Raw genomic sequence first — 14369 nt, 5'->3', positions numbered from 1 at the left:
TCACGCATCGGGCGATGCCCGAAGTGAGGAGAGCGGCACGTCCCGATACTCGGAGAGCGGGCGGGCACGGATGCCGTCGTGCACACGTGCCGCATCACGCAGGCGCTGCGCATCCGGATCCTCTGCGCCGTCGAGGATGTCGTCGAGGTAATTCTGGACGGCCGTGCTCTGGTCGGGAGAGAGCCGCCCTCGCTGCGCAATCGCACCGTCAGGATCGAAGATCGCGAGCAACATCCCGTGCTCTCGCTCGGCCTCGTTTGAGACGGGCGGCTGGAAGTACGGCAGTTCGAGCGCACGCGCACCGAAACGCGCGTAGAAGCGCAGTCGTGCTTCCGGGTCACCGTGGAGCGGATGTGGCGACCGCACATCTGGCCGATCGAACTCGGCCAGCAGCACTGAGACTGCGGGCGCCCAGCCGGTGATGACAGCGTCGAGCAGGCCCGAGCCCACGCCCATGCCACGCGACTCGGGAGCGGCCACGAGGTACTGCAGCAAGACGGCGTCGGGGAAGTGCTCTACGACGGCGAGCCCCAGCATCCGGTCGTCAGCGTCACGCGCGAGCACTGCTTCGGCGCTGTCTGCGAATTGAGCGACGAAGTCGTCCTCGGGTATGAGCTCGCCAGGACGGAATGAGGGCGCCATCAGCGCTCGATGCGCTTCGCGCAGTTGGTCGGCATCCGTGCTCGTGACGTAGGTGATCATTTGCTTCCTCCCGGCCGCCGTAGACGGGAGCTCCGCGAACGGCGCGACATCAGGATCATGGCGATCCCGATCGCGAACGCAGCCGCCAAGATCGCCGCGAGGAACCACCACGTCACGTCACCTTGCAAACCGAATCCCTCTTGGAGTACCGAGGCCAGACCGGATATTCCAATCACGGCGAGGATTACACCGAGCACCTGCGCGAGTCGCTCGGTGCGGCGTTCGCGCTCTGCCTGCCTGTCGTCGAGGATGCGTTCGATCCGTCGGTGGCACACCTCGAGCAAGGGTTGCAGTCGCGAGCCCAGTACATCCCGAACGGCCCGCTCGAATCCCGCGCGGAGAAGCTCGTAGTGGTTCGAGCGGAGCACCGTGTCGAGATCCACACGCAACGCCGGCGAGGAGACGATAGCTGGCGACTCGACGAACAGCATGATCGCGTGCTTGGACTGCACGAACGACTGCAGTTCAAGTTCAGCACGCTCGATCACACGGACGAGCTCGCCGAGTTCGTCCGTGAGCTCTTCCTGCGCATCGTGGTCCTTGCGCGTGGCCGCGGCATCCGCAGCTTCGAGGAGCCGCTCGACAGCCATCAGAAGGTCCGCGATGTTCTCGGCGTGGTCACGGACTTTGGTGTGCCATGCCTGGTACATGCCGTGCATGCTGTGGGCGAAGGTGATGAAACTCTCGATCTCACTGATCGCGTAGTCGGGTGAGCGGAAGCTGGCGAGCAGGGTCACGTTCGAGTTGGCGGTGAGTAGCTCATCGTTCAGATGCAGCATTTCGAACCCCGGCACGTCGTCGACGTCATACATCGTCCAATCGGCGACTCCGGATGCTCCAGCGGGGAGCGGATGCAGCAAAGGCTGTGCGCCCCAGAGTTGGTTGATCATTCGGGCGGACGCGAGCGACGTACGGTGGCCAGCGATATCGCGTGAAGCCCGCTCGACGGTGATGAGCAATCCAAAGGATCCGGACCGGGAGGAGATCGGGTCGGTCGCGGTGGCATGGGCGAGTCCTCCCCTGACGTCACGGTCATGATGCACCTGCCTGAGGAGGGTGCGCAGATCGTCGAGGATGCCGCTGACGACGGCCGCGATCCGGGACAGCCGAAGGCGCTCGTCGGAACGCGGGTGCAGATGCAGTGCCTGTGGGATCTCGGTGAGGTCGCCGTAGACCGGGGTAGCGAGGTTGACGATCTGCGCGACCTCAAACGCGGCGACATCCTTGAGGTCGATATCGAAGAGCACGGCATGATTGCCCAACTCGGACAGTTGGATCTGGGCGCCGATCATGAGCGGCTTGTCGGGTGCCCCGGGCACCCTCAGAGCGAGTTCCTCCAACTGGAAGGTCGTGCCCCGGTAGCGACGACCCAAACTGTCGGACCCCTGCCAGACATCACTGAGAGTGAGGCGTCGCAGCGCCTTCGTGACTTTCAGCGGGCCGAGATGCCCTCCGGCCGCGCTGATGGCGGCGACGCGCGTATGCAACTCCTCGAGATCGGTCGAGAGTTTCTCGGAGCCCCGCTGAATCACACCGAATCCGTAGATGATGCGCACTCGCCCTTCGTCAATGTGCAGCCAGGGTCTGTCCGCCGCATCGCTGACAGTATGCAGCGACGCCAGGTGTCCGCGAAGCTCGCTTGCGTCTACGGTCCGAAAACCGCCCTCATCGATGAGCGCAGTGATCCGGGCGATCTCCGCGCTGGCATCATCCGTTCGGCGGGCGAGCAGATCGGATGTCGCGCGCGCAATATCGTGGACGGCCTGGTAATAGCGATATTCAGAGCGCGTTTCGGCGATCAACTGCGAGCGGCCCGGCTGCCCTGCGAGCTCGCCGGCCGCTTGGCGGACGGGCGCGATCTCCGACACAGCCTGCGCTGTCATCGTGATTACGGCCGTGAGGTTGCCGGTGAGTAGTGCGGCTTCAACGTCGAACTCGCGGTTCATGAACCGCAGAAGATCCCAGGCGACAGCATCCGCTCCTTCGAAAGGTAGGGTTGTCGCGGTATCAACAGCGGTGTTCACCGCGGCACGGATCAGCCCGTGGTCCCAGTTGAGTTCCCAGGCCTCGTTGACGAGGTTGCGCAGGTACATCGCTAGGACGACGCCGCCCAGGGTGAGTTCGGACGCTGCATGAACAGCGGCCGGCAGCAGATCGCCGAGAAGCGCGCCGTGCACGGCATGGCCGTCATCCACTCCCTCGGCCACGGCTGTCTGCCACCAGTCCAGGTTGAGCACCTCGCTGATGCTCGATTGCTGCTCTGCGCTCAGTGCGCGGGCGGAACCGCGTTGGCGTTGTGTCGTGAAGGCTTCGGCCAGCCATTCCCGCGCCGTTTCGGCGTCCTTGTTCGAGAGCGCGAAGATCTGCTCGGTGGCTCCCTCATTCTGCTGCCCCATGTCGGCCCCCAGACCGTGCGAACAATCGCGCTGATTCCGATTGTGCCCGAACAGATGCGGTGAGCACCAGGGTGAGTGCTGAGCTAGCGTCTCCCGAGTGGATCACACCGCCTGGGCGAAGCCAAGATCTGCTGTCGCGGCGATGTGTGACAGGTGCGCGGGGATCTCCTGCCCCTTCGCCACCATCGACTGCGCCCACAGCCGTCCGGCGCGGTATGACGAGCGCACCAAAGGACCAGCGAGCACGCCGAGGAACCCGATACGTTCGGCCTCCTCTTTGAACTCGACGAACTCTGCAGGCTTCACCCAGCGGGCCACCGGCAGATGCCGCGGTGAGGGGCGTAGGTACTGCGTAATCGTGATGATGTCGCATCCCGCGTCGTGGAGGTCCTGCAGAGCTTGTACGACCTCCTCCGGTTCTTCGCCCATGCCGAGAATGAGGTTCGACTTGGTGATGAGCCCGGCCGTTCGAGCCTGAGTGAGTACGTCCAGCGACCGCTCGTAGCGGAACGCGGGACGGATCCGCTTGAAGATGCGTGGCACGGTCTCGACGTTGTGGGCGAACACCTCAGGCCGCGCGTCGAAAATCTCGCCAAGAAACGCTGGATCGCCGCTGTGGTCGTTCGCCAGCAGTTCGACCCCTGTGTTGGGGTTGTGCGCGTGGATCTGCCGGACGGTCTCGGCGTTCAGCCAGGCCCCGGTGTCTGGCAGGTCATCGCGGGCGACACTGGTGACGGTCGCGTAACGCAAGCCCATGCGGGTGACGCTCTCGGCGACGCGTCGTGGCTCATCAATGTCATAGTCGGCGGGCTTACCAGTGTCGATCTGGCAGAAGTCACAGCGACGAGTGCACTGAGAGCCGCCGATGAGGAAGGTCGCTTCTTTATCTTCCCAGCACTCGAAGATGTTCGGACATCCCGCTTCTTGGCATACGGTGTGCAGGCCCTCTTCCTTGACGAGCGAGTGCAGAGCAGTGTATTCCGGCCCCATCTTTGCCTTGGTCTTGATCCACTCTGGCTTGCGTTCGATTGGAGTCTCGGCGTTGCGGATCTCGAGCCGCAAAAGCTTGCGGCCATCTGGTGCTGCGGTACTCACGCGAGGACTCCCTCGTACTCGGTGGCGAAGGCAGACTTCACGCCGTCGATGATCTCGCCGGGGGAGACGTCGGCCCCCACCACCTCGCTCACCGTCGTTACGCCGGCATCAGTAATTCCACACGGGATGATCCCCTGGAATCCGGCGAGCGAGTTGTTGCAGTTGATCGCAAAGCCGTGCATGGTGACGCCGTTCTGCACGCGAACGCCGATTGCGGCAATTTTGTCTTCGGACAGCGGACGGCGTACCCAGACGCCACTGCGGCCTTCGACCTGGTATCCGTTCACGCCGAGTGGTTTCAGAACGTCTATCAGGAGGTGCTCAAGACGCCGCACATGCGCGACAACGTCCATCGGCTCAGGCAGCCGCACGATCGGGTATCCGACGAGCTGGCCAGGGCCGTGCCAGGTGATCTTTCCACCTCGGTCGACGTCGATCACCGGCGTTCCGTCCTGCGGGCGCTCATGTGCTTCTGTGCGCGTGCCAGCTGTGTAAACGGCCTCATGTTCGAGCAGAAGGAGAGTGTCGGGGCGAGTGCCGTCGACGACGTCGGCGTGGACACGTCGCTGAAGTTCCCAGCCCTCGAGGTAGGGGACGAGGTCTGGGGCGAGACCCGGTGTGAGGATGTCGAGCATGATCGCCTTTCGTGCATTGTTGGATTGTGTCTAACAATAGTGAATCTAAAGAAGAATGTGGCACGCGGTACGGTAAAACTATGAATATCGAACCCCGCGCCGGACGCCCTCGCGCTTCCTCGCGGGAGACACTCGCTGAGGCCGCGTGCGAGTTGTTCCTCGAGCAGGGGTACGAAGCCACGTCAGTCGCGGACATCACCACGCGCGCAGGTGTTAGTCGCTCAAGCTTCTTCAACTACTTCTCGTCGAAGTCAGATGTTTTGTGGGCGGGGCTCGACGAGCGCATCGCGCAGGCGGTCGCCGCGCTGAGGGCATTGGGCACGGACGCGACGGGTGATTCCGTCCGCGACATCCTGCTGCACGTCGTGCGAGACTTCGCCCCCGATCCCTTGGCCCTTGCGCTGCGCAACTCGGCCGCGATGGGACTGCAAGAAGAGCTCATCAGTGACACCGGCATCAGGCATGCGCGTCTCGCCGCAGCGATCGCTGGGGCCGCGTCATCATCGGGCGTCGATGTGATCAAGGCCGACATCCTTGGGGCCGCGCAGGCCGCGGCCGTGCTCTCATCACTGCGGGTCTGGGCTGAGCACGGTGCTGGGCGGGGATCGCCGGAGACGGTGTTGCGTGAAGCGTTCCAGGCGATCAGCGCACTTCCCTGGGGACTCTGACCTGGCGAATCTGGTGGGGACGAGGCCGGCCCGCTCGGCATCCCGGCATCCACCGCTCGGGGTCGTTACCAGCGCGCCAGAGAGCACCTTCGTGCCGCGCTGAGCGTGGAGGCTCCGCTCGCGTAGAATCGAGAGCACCATGGCTACCTTTGGCACGCTCTCCGATCGGCTCACCGATACCTTCCGCAACCTTCGCACGAAGGGCAAGCTCACCGCTGCCGACATCGACGGCACTGTCCGCGAGATCCGTCGCGCCCTGCTGGATGCCGACGTCGCGCTCGTCGTCGTCAAGGAGTTCACCGCGAAGGTGCGCGAACGTGCGCTGGGTGACGAGGTCAGCAAGGCGCTGAATCCGGCTCAGCAGGTCGTACAGATCGTCAACGAGGAGCTCGTGCAGATCCTCGGCGGTGCGCAGCGTCGCTTGGAGTTCGCAAAGACTCCGCCGACCGTGATCATGCTCGCGGGTCTGCAGGGTTCCGGCAAGACGACGTTCGCGGGAAAACTGGCCAAGCAGCTCGAGAAGGACGGTCACACCCCGCTCCTCGTGGCTGCTGACCTGCAGCGACCGAACGCTGTGAACCAGCTGCAGGTGGTCGCAGAGCAGGCCGGGGCCACCATTTACGCTCCCGAGCCTGGCAACGGCGTTGGCGATCCAGTCAAGGTCTCCCGTGACGGGGTCGAGCACGCTCGTCGCCACCAGCACGACGTGGTCATCATCGATACGGCTGGTCGTCTCGGTGTCGATGCGGAGCTGATGAAGCAGGCATCCGATATTCGGAAGGCCACAAACCCGGACGAAGTCTTGTTCGTCATCGACGCGATGATCGGTCAGGATGCCGTAAACACGGCGAAGGCGTTCCAAGAGGGCGTCGACTTCACCGGTGTCGTGCTGTCCAAGCTCGACGGTGATGCACGCGGTGGTGCGGCACTGTCGGTGGCCTCCGTGACCGGACGTCCGATCATCTACGCCTCCACGGGTGAGGGCCTCGACGATCTCGAGCCGTTCTATCCCGATCGCATGGCGAGCCGCATCCTTGACCTCGGTGACATCCTCACCCTCATCGAGCAGGCACAGGAGGCCTTCGACGAGGAAGAGGCACAGAAGGTCGCCGAGAAGCTTGCGACCGAGACCTTCACCCTTGAGGACTTCCTCGGCCAGCTTCAGCAGATGAAGAAGATGGGGTCGATGAAGAAGATGCTCGGGATGCTCCCGGGTATGGGCCAGATGAAGGATCAGCTCGAGAACTTCGATGAGCGCGAGATCGACCGTACTGAGGCGATCATCCGCTCGATGACCCCGGGCGAGCGCCATAACCCCAAGGTTTTGAACGGCTCGCGCCGCATGCGCATTGCAAAGGGTTCAGGAATGACCGTCACCGACGTCAACCAGCTCGTCCAGCGCTTTGAGCAGGCAGCGAAGATGATGAAGACCGTCGCACGCGGCGGCACCCCGAACATTCCGGGGATGGGCGCGATGCCAGGCATGGGACGTCCAGGGGCCTCGGCCAAGCGCGGCAAGAAGGGCAGCAAGTCCAAGGCAGTATCGCGCTCGGGCAATCCCGCGAAGCGGGCGGCCGAGGATGCCGGTCTTCCCACTGCCCAGCCCACCGGTTCCGGATTCGGACTGGGCGGCCAGAAGGCCCCTACCGAGGCAGACATGGCCGAGATTCAGAAGCTCTTCGGCAAGAACTGACGTTGAAACGCAGAAAGGCTCTCACCATGCGGTGGGAGCCTTTCTCGTAAATTCATTCAGCCTGCGGGGATATCTGCGGCGACGTTCACTCCGTGCGCCTCGCGCAGTTGGGTGAGCGTGTCGTTGATCTCGGCGTCGACGCGCGCGGCATCCCACTCGAGAAGCGGTGCAAGCGCTTCGGCGATCGCACGCACAACCCCGGCATCGGCATTGCCAGTGAAAGCGAGGCTGGTGCGACGGAACACCACGTCAGCGACGTGGCAGACCTGTTCGTTCTCTACCATCCAGAGCAGCTCTCGTGCTGACAGAGTGTCACCGACAACCTGTTCATCGTCGGCCTCGGCGACAAACGTCGCGACGTCCGCCGCGCGAGTGCCGTAGCGGGTGAAGAGCACGCGACCGCGTTCGTTATCGCCGACGTTTTCTCGGAGCCACTCGATCTTCCGGCGCGGAGTCTTGGGGTAACCGTTGCCGCCGCCGATGCGAACTCCGACGGTACTGGCGACCCGCTGACGGCCGAGCTCGTCCAACACATGATCAGCCAGCGTCTCGCCGAGAGCGCGGAAGGTCGTCCACTTGCCACCAACGAGGCTGAAGACAGCAGGAGATGCAGCATCCTTGCGTCGCTCGATGCGGTAGTCACGCGACACGAACCCAGGAGCGGTGTCATCGTGGTGTGGCAGCGGCCGGATGCCGGAATAGCGATACACGATCTGTGAGCGGTCGACCTTGATGTTCGGGAAGACATGCGCGATCAATGCGAAAAAGTAGTCCACTTCCTCATCGGTGCATCGTGCAGGCTCGCGCGGATCTGCCTCGAGGTCAGTGGTGCCAACCAGTACGCGGCCCTTCAGCGGGTAGATGAGAACGATGCGACCGTCGGAGTGCTCGAAGAATATCTCGCGCCCTGCGGTGGCATCCAGCAGTTCGGGGTGATCAAGCACGATGTGCGAGCCTTTGGTGCCACCCATGAACACGGTCTCGGTGCCGAGCGATTCGTTGGTGATATCGGTCCACGGGCCGGAGGCGTTCACGACGACGTCGGCCGTGAGATGGAACTCGGTGCCTGTCTCGCGGTCGCGAAGGCGCACACCCTTGTTGTCCATGCCAATGGCTTCGACGTAGTTGAGCGCGTGAGCGCCAGCGTGAGCCGCCTCACCGTCGCGCAACACATCGAGCGCCAGGCGTTCTGGGTCGTGCACCGACGCGTCATAGTACGTCGCGGTGTACTTAATGTTCGGGTCGAGCGCCGGCAGCTGCGCCAGCGACTTCTTACGCCCGACAAAACGGTGTCGCGGCACGGTTCCGCCATCGCGGGAGAACGTGTCGTAGAGGGTGAGGCCGATCTTGATCAGGAACGCGCCGCGCTCCTGCGGCTTGCCCGACTTGTGGGTGAGGAAGCGCAGGGGAGCGGCAAGGATGCCGGAGAAGGTCGAGTAGATCGGAATCGTGGTCTCGAGGGGCTTCACATAGTGCGGCGCGATTTTCAGAAGTCCGTTGCGTTCCTGCACGGATTCTTTAACGAGACGGAACTCGCCGTTCTCGAGGTAGCGGATGCCGCCGTGGATCATGTGACTGGATGCCGCAGTGGCGCCGGAGGCGAAGTCATTGCGCTCCACGAGCAGCACATCCACACCCTGCATCGCGAGATCGCGGAAGGTGGAGATGCCGTTGATGCCAGCGCCGATGATGACAACACTGGTGCGGGCGCTTTCACGTGCAGAGCGGACGTTCTCCCGCTCGGTCGGGTTGGTGCTGACAGCGCTCATCATCTCTCCTTGCTGGGCCTACAGGTATATCCTGAGCCGATCGGCACAACCGCGCAAGCACGGTGCACGAACGTGCAGGGAGGAATCATGATCGATAGATCACTGAGTGATCCGAGGGCGACAACCGCGTTGCGCGCCGCGCAGATGTACTACCTGCAAGACATGACCATGGATGCGATTGCGCGCGAACTGGCGACCTCTCGCTCGTCGGTCTCGCGGCTGCTGACCCATGCCCGAGACAGTGGTCTGGTCGAAATTCAGATACACCCGCCACAGGGCCAGGAGCTGCGCCTGGAGGAAACCATTCGAGCGCGATTCGGTATTGCCGCACATGTCGTGCCGACCCCGCAGGGTCTGTCTGATGTGGAGCGCTTTGAACGGGTGGCCATGAGCGCCGCACGCCAACTGCCGCTGTACTTCGACTCGAACATGACGCTGGGTATCGCCTGGGGCTCGACGCTGGACGCGATCAGCAGGCACTTGCCGAAGAAGGAGACGCACAACTCCACTGTGGTGCAACTCAACGGTGCGGGAAACACCTTCACCACAGGAGTGGACTACGCCAGCGAGATCCTGCACCGATTTGGCCAGTCGTTTGGCGCAGGCATCCAGCAATTCCCGGTGCCAGCGTTCTTCGACGACCCCCGTACGAAAGAGGCGATGTGGCGTGAGCGCAGCACTCGCCGCGTGCTCGATCTGCAGGCACGCGCCGACGTCATCTTGTTCGGACTTGGCTCCCCGTTCGCAGAGATCCCCAGCCGCGTGTACATCGGCGGATATCTCGACAAGGCCGACTACCGCAGTCTTCGCGATGAGCAAATCGTCGGCGACATCGCCACAGTCTTCTACCGACAGGACGGCAGTTGGAACGACATTGAGTTGAACAATCGGGCCACCGGCCCGGCGTTCCCTGTGCTTGCAAGAGCCTCGCGGCGAATCTGCGTTGTCTCCGGTGTGCAGAAGCTGCCGAGCCTGCGTGGAGCCATAGCCACGCGCCTGATCACCGATCTCGTGTTGGATGAACATCTCGCTGAGCAGCTCGTTGGCTCGTGATCCAGGACGGCAGCTGCACGTTCGTGCAGCCGTGCTGAGGCACCTACCCAACTTCTTCTAGGCTGTGCAGCAGACCAGACAACGCCGTCACCGGCTGGGGAGAATAACTATGCACATCGTCGCCGTCGATCAGGGCACTACGAGCACGCGAGCCATCGTCTTTGACGCGAAAGGAACGATCGTCGGCACTGGTCAGCGTGAGCACGAGCAACTCTTTCCTCAGGCGGGCTGGGTGGAGCACGATGCTGCCGAGATCTGGACGAACGTCCAGGCTGTGATCGATGTCGCTGTCGAGCGTGCCCGCGTCGCACCATCCGACGTCGCCGCAATCGGGATCACCAACCAACGTGAGACGGCGATCGTGTGGGATCGCACTACAGGCGAACCGATCTGCAACGCGATCGTCTGGCAGGACACCCGCACTCAGTCGTTTATCGACGCCCTCGCCGCGGACGGGGGTGTGCACCGATTCGCAGACACCACCGGCCTTCCGCTTGCCACCTACTTCTCCGCCTCCAAGATCGCTTGGATCCTCGACAACGTCGAGGGTGCGCGTGAGAGGGCAGAGCAAGGCGAGTTGCTCTTCGGCACTGCCGACACCTGGGTGCTGTGGAATCTCACCGGTGGCATCGACGGTGGCGTCCACGCCACCGACGTCACCAACGCCAGCCGCACTCTGCTGATGGATCTGCGCACCCTCGACTGGGATGACGACCTACTTGAGACATTCGGGGTACCCAGAGGGATGCTCCCCGACATCCGCTCCTCATCCGAGGTGTACGGCACCGCCGTCGGCACCGCGCTCGACGGCGTGCCGATCGCCGGAATTCTTGGCGACCAGCAGGCGGCGACATTCGGTCAGGTCGCTTTCGGCAGTGGCGAGTCCAAGAACACTTACGGCACCGGCAACTTCCTCATCGTGAACACAGGGGAGGAGATCGTCGCAAGCGACAACGGACTGATCACGACCGTTGCCTACCGCCTCGGTGAGGATGCGCCTCGGTATGCCCTGGAAGGATCCATCGCCGTCACCGGATCGCTCGTCCAATGGCTGCGCGACAACCTAGGAATAATCTCGCAGGCACCCGAAGTCGAAGAACTCGCTCTCACCGTTGATGACAACGGTGGGGTCTACATCGTCCCGGCTTTTTCCGGCCTGTTCGCACCGTACTGGCGCCCGGATGCGCGGGGCGCAATCCTCGGCCTCACCCGGTTCGCGAACAAGGGCCATATCGCACGTGCGGCGCTGGAAGCTGTCGCCTTCCAGACCCGGGAGGTGCTCGATGCCGTCATCGCAGACACCGGATTACCGCTGAAAGAGTTGCGAGTCGACGGCGGTATGGTCGGCAACACGACGCTCATGCAATTCCAAGCCGATGTGCTGGGCATGCCCGTCATCCGTCCTGCCGTGATCGAAACGACGGCTCTTGGTGCGGCATATGCGGCGGGGCTTGCGGTCGGAGTGTGGGCCGACCTCGACGAGCTTCGTGCTCTGTGGCGCGAGGATGCGCGCTGGGAACCCGCAATCGACGAGCCAGAGCGCGATCGTCGGCTGGCGCGCTGGCGCAAAGCTGTCACTCGCACCTTCGACTGGGTCGACGAGGACTGACAGCGCCGCACCTGTTCAGATCACCGGAGCCCCAGGGCCGGAGCGGAACTCGCGGATGAGATGCTGTACCACTTCGCGGAGGTCGCCGTCGGTGGCATCCGCAACTGCAAGCTGGCGCTCATAACTCGCCCCTTCGTCAACGGTTGTGGTGATCCCACTGAGCTCTTCGGCACAGCCGAGGTCGCGTGCAATGGGCGCCAGTGCAGTGACCGTCTCGGTGAGATGTTCCCGAACCCGACGCTGGGTGCCGTCGGCATCCACGATCAGGCGAGCATCCAGACCATAACGCGCCGCACGCCACTTATTCTCACGATGAAACCAGGCTGGCATAGTCGGCAGCTGTTCACCTGCGTCAAGCAGGCGCGAAAAATGCTCGACGAGAACCTGTACGAGTGCGCCGACGGACGCCAGTTCCGTCAGCGTCGACAGTCCATCGCATGCACGCACCTCGATCGTTCCCCACCGCGGCGCTGGTCGGATATCCCAGCGCACCTCGGTTGCATCGGCCATCACACCGGTGCGAACCATGTCATCGAGATAACGCTCGAACTCGCCCCAGTTGTGCAACGCCCAGGGCAACCCCGCGGTGGGGAGTTGTTGGAACACCAGGGCACGATTGGATGCATAACCCGTGCGCTCACCAGCCCAGAATGGGCTTGATGCTGCGAGTGACTGCAGATGTGGGAGGTAGCAGGAGAGTGCGTTGATGATCGGGAATACTTTGTCGCGGTCTTCGACGCCGACGTGTACGTGGATGCCCCAGATCATCATGTTGCGTCCCCACCACTGCGTACGCTCGATGAGCTGGTGGTACCGCGTCTTATCTGTGACCTGCTGGTCGAACCATTGTGCGAACGGGTGGCTGCCAGCGGACAGCAGCTCGATTCCGGCTGGGTCGGTGGCGGCGCGGACAGCGGTGATCGCGTTGGCGATGTCGCTGACCGCTTGCCCCACGGATTCACCGATCCCACTGGTCACTTCGATCGTGTTCGTGAGGAGTTCGCCGGTGACGGTGTGCCGTTCCAGCTCGCTCTCGCCTTCCAGCGCGTGCAAGAGCTCCGGTGCTCTGCCGGTGAGATCTCCGGTGGCAGGATCGGCCAGCATAATCTCCCATTCCAGTCCGACGGTAGACCGGGCGGAGACGGCGAAATCTTGCTTCACCAGCACAGTCTGACACGCAGCGAGCGCGACACGAATATCCAGATCGTCTCTCGTTTCGCGACTCGCTCCCGAATCTGGCAGAATGGAAGGTCGAACGATGTTCTCGACCCTCTATCCAGAACTCGTTCACTCATTTGAGCTTCCGCCGGGTGTGCACCCCACTCTCCAGGCGACCAGTTCGTTTCCTTCCACACAATTCAGGAGAATCGTGGCTGTAAAGATTCGTCTCAAGCGCATGGGCAAGATCCGCGCGCCTTATTACCGCATCGTCGTCGCCGACTCGCGCACCAAGCGCGACGGTCGAGTGATCGAAGAGATCGGCAAGTACCACCCCACCGAGCAGCCCTCGTTCATCGAGGTCGACTCCGAGCGTGCACAGTACTGGCTTTCCGTCGGCGCGCAGCCGTCCGACCAGGTGGCCGCCATCCTCAAGCTCACGGGCGACTGGGGCAAGTTCAAGGGCGACAAGGACGCAGTCTCGACCGTTCAGGTCAAGGCTCCGAAGGTGCCTTTCGAGATTGACGCATCGAAGAAGTCTGTCGTAAAGCCGAAGGCGGAGAAGAAGGAGGCCCCCGCTGAGGAGGCCCCCGCCGCTGCCGACGCGGAGGCCGCTGCGGCCCCCGCTACCGACGCCGAATAATCGCCGTGCTTGCCGCCGCGCTCGAACACATCGTCAAGGGGATCGTTGATCACCCTGAAGAAGTTCAGATCACCGCTTCCACGTCGCCGCGAGGCGACCTGCTCGAGGTGCGCGTGCACCCCGACGACCGGGGGCGCGTAATCGGGCGCGGCGGCCGCACCGCAAAAGCACTACGCACGCTCATCACTGCCCTCGCTGATGGGCAGCGCATTCGCGTTGACGTCGCGGACGACTGACGTGGAATCCGCAGACCGAAACCAGGGTAAGAACCAGCTGCGCGTCGGACGCCTCGTCAAGGCTCATGGACTGAAGGGCGCGCTCAAGCTGGAGTTGTACACGGACAATCCAGCGCGGCGCTTCACAACCGGAGCCGAGTTCACGTTGCAGGTGCCTGAGGCATCTCCGTGGCATCGCAAGACCGTCACCGTGCGCGAGTACCGGGTGATGAACGGAAACCCCGTCGTGTTCTTCGACGGCATCGACGATCGCGAGGCTGCCGATGGCCTCGTGCGCGCCATCCTCTGGATCGATCAGGATTCTGACGATGTAGAAGAGAACGCTTGGTATGACCACCAGCTGGTCGGCCTCGACGTCGTGCGCGACGAGAAGATCGTCGGCAAGGTTGTCCGTGTCGAACATATGCCGGCGCAAGATCTTCTCATCGTCCGGCCTGTAAAAGGCACCGACAATGACGCGAACATCATGGTTCCCTTCGTCGAAGCCATCGTCCCCTCCGTCGACCTTGCCGCCGGCCGAGTGATCGTGACTCCGCCTGCAGGGCTCTTCGAAGAACTTCCGGACGATGCGCCGGAGGATTCCGGCGTCGAAGACGGGCCAGACGCCTCCTGACGACGACTACCCCCGCTCACATCGTTGCGGGAGGCGTGTGCGTCACATGTGATCCGCCGGAAACAGCGCGGGAAAGCTCCGGCAACGTCGATGCCGGAT

At 63.1% G+C, this 14369-nt stretch carries 13 protein-coding genes; 7 read left to right on the top strand and 6 right to left on the bottom strand.

The features are described from left to right. The 4 genes from AC1C2O_RS03785 to lipB all read right to left on the bottom strand — a co-directional run bounded on the left by AC1C2O_RS03785 (nucleotide 1) and on the right by lipB (nucleotide 4828). Nucleotides 1–702 carry a GNAT family N-acetyltransferase gene (locus AC1C2O_RS03785; protein ID WP_495429114.1) on the bottom strand — a complete coding sequence of 234 codons (702 nt, stop codon included), beginning with the start codon at nucleotides 700–702 and terminating at the stop codon, nucleotides 1–3. Beyond that, the gene (locus AC1C2O_RS03780) at nucleotides 699–3098 is read right to left on the bottom strand and encodes a hypothetical protein (protein WP_495429113.1); all 2400 of its coding nucleotides are present in this window, start codon (nucleotides 3096–3098) and stop codon (nucleotides 699–701) included. Before AC1C2O_RS03780 ends, AC1C2O_RS03785 begins: the two co-directional genes overlap by 4 nt. Before the next feature lie 102 nt (nucleotides 3099–3200). After that, nucleotides 3201–4193, bottom strand: a complete 993-nt coding sequence (lipA, locus tag AC1C2O_RS03775) for a lipoyl synthase (RefSeq protein ID WP_495429112.1) — start codon at nucleotides 4191–4193, stop codon at nucleotides 3201–3203. Continuing rightward, a complete protein-coding gene (lipB, locus tag AC1C2O_RS03770) occupies nucleotides 4190–4828 on the bottom strand; it encodes a lipoyl(octanoyl) transferase LipB (RefSeq protein ID WP_495429111.1) in 639 nt (212 codons plus the stop codon). Before lipB ends, lipA begins: the two co-directional genes overlap by 4 nt. An 80-nt stretch (nucleotides 4829–4908) precedes the next feature. Between lipB and AC1C2O_RS03765 the strand changes: the two genes are divergently transcribed. Both AC1C2O_RS03765 and ffh read left to right on the top strand, forming a co-directional pair. Then, nucleotides 4909–5496: a TetR/AcrR family transcriptional regulator gene (locus AC1C2O_RS03765; RefSeq protein WP_495429110.1), complete on the top strand. Its 588-nt coding sequence runs from the start codon at nucleotides 4909–4911 to the stop codon at nucleotides 5494–5496. A 139-nt stretch (nucleotides 5497–5635) separates the two neighbouring features. Beyond that, nucleotides 5636–7189, top strand: coding sequence for a signal recognition particle protein (gene ffh, locus AC1C2O_RS03760; RefSeq protein ID WP_495429109.1), 1554 nt, complete (start codon nucleotides 5636–5638; stop codon nucleotides 7187–7189). A 56-nt stretch (nucleotides 7190–7245) separates the two neighbouring features. Here the strand turns inward: ffh and AC1C2O_RS03755 are convergent, their stop codons facing one another. After that, nucleotides 7246–8958, bottom strand: coding sequence for a glycerol-3-phosphate dehydrogenase/oxidase (locus AC1C2O_RS03755; protein ID WP_495429108.1), 1713 nt, complete (start codon nucleotides 8956–8958; stop codon nucleotides 7246–7248). 87 nt (nucleotides 8959–9045) lie between these two features. Between AC1C2O_RS03755 and AC1C2O_RS03750 the strand changes: the two genes are divergently transcribed. Further along, nucleotides 9046–10011, top strand: coding sequence for a sugar-binding transcriptional regulator (locus AC1C2O_RS03750; RefSeq protein ID WP_495429107.1), 966 nt, complete (start codon nucleotides 9046–9048; stop codon nucleotides 10009–10011). A gap of 109 nt (nucleotides 10012–10120) precedes the next feature. Continuing rightward, the gene (gene glpK / locus AC1C2O_RS03745) at nucleotides 10121–11620 is read left to right on the top strand and encodes a glycerol kinase GlpK (protein ID WP_495429106.1); all 1500 of its coding nucleotides are present in this window, start codon (nucleotides 10121–10123) and stop codon (nucleotides 11618–11620) included. 15 nt (nucleotides 11621–11635) lie between these two features. Here glpK and AC1C2O_RS03740 read toward each other — a convergent pair whose 3' ends face one another. Further along, nucleotides 11636–12781, bottom strand: coding sequence for a glutamate--cysteine ligase (locus tag AC1C2O_RS03740; RefSeq protein WP_495429105.1), 1146 nt, complete (start codon nucleotides 12779–12781; stop codon nucleotides 11636–11638). 208 nt (nucleotides 12782–12989) lie between these two features. Between AC1C2O_RS03740 and rpsP the strand changes: the two genes are divergently transcribed. From rpsP to rimM, 3 genes are read left to right on the top strand one after another with little or no spacing between them, the layout of a single operon-like run. Then, nucleotides 12990–13421, top strand: coding sequence for a 30S ribosomal protein S16 (gene rpsP / locus AC1C2O_RS03735; RefSeq protein WP_495429104.1), 432 nt, complete (start codon nucleotides 12990–12992; stop codon nucleotides 13419–13421). A gap of 5 nt (nucleotides 13422–13426) precedes the next feature. After that, nucleotides 13427–13657, top strand: coding sequence for an RNA-binding protein (locus AC1C2O_RS03730; RefSeq protein WP_495429103.1), 231 nt, complete (start codon nucleotides 13427–13429; stop codon nucleotides 13655–13657). Between the two features lies 1 nt (nucleotide 13658). Further along, nucleotides 13659–14270 carry a ribosome maturation factor RimM gene (rimM, locus tag AC1C2O_RS03725; RefSeq protein ID WP_495429102.1) on the top strand — a complete coding sequence of 204 codons (612 nt, stop codon included), beginning with the start codon at nucleotides 13659–13661 and terminating at the stop codon, nucleotides 14268–14270. The last annotated feature ends 99 nt before the right edge of the window (nucleotides 14271–14369 follow it).

The sequence above is a fragment of the Microbacterium sp. Y355 genome, from assembly GCF_059445345.1.
The sequence above is the reverse complement of the archived record's forward strand: the minus strand, read 5'-3'. Positions and strand labels throughout refer to the sequence as shown.

What these genes read in the sequence shown, in the direction of transcription:
- AC1C2O_RS03780 (WP_495429113.1), bottom strand. Translation starts at nt 3,098, where the DNA reads ATGGGGCAGCAGAATGAGGGAGCCACCGAGCAGATCTTCGCGCTCTCG.
- lipB (WP_495429111.1), bottom strand. Translation starts at nt 4,828, where the DNA reads ATGCTCGACATCCTCACACCGGGTCTCGCCCCAGACCTCGTCCCCTAC.
- ffh (WP_495429109.1), top strand. Translation starts at nt 5,636, where the DNA reads ATGGCTACCTTTGGCACGCTCTCCGATCGGCTCACCGATACCTTCCGC.
- AC1C2O_RS03755 (WP_495429108.1), bottom strand. Translation starts at nt 8,958, where the DNA reads ATGAGCGCTGTCAGCACCAACCCGACCGAGCGGGAGAACGTCCGCTCT.
- AC1C2O_RS03765 (WP_495429110.1), top strand. Translation starts at nt 4,909, where the DNA reads ATGAATATCGAACCCCGCGCCGGACGCCCTCGCGCTTCCTCGCGGGAG.
- glpK (WP_495429106.1), top strand. Translation starts at nt 10,121, where the DNA reads ATGCACATCGTCGCCGTCGATCAGGGCACTACGAGCACGCGAGCCATC.
- AC1C2O_RS03750 (WP_495429107.1), top strand. Translation starts at nt 9,046, where the DNA reads ATGATCGATAGATCACTGAGTGATCCGAGGGCGACAACCGCGTTGCGC.
- AC1C2O_RS03785 (WP_495429114.1), bottom strand. Translation starts at nt 702, where the DNA reads ATGATCACCTACGTCACGAGCACGGATGCCGACCAACTGCGCGAAGCG.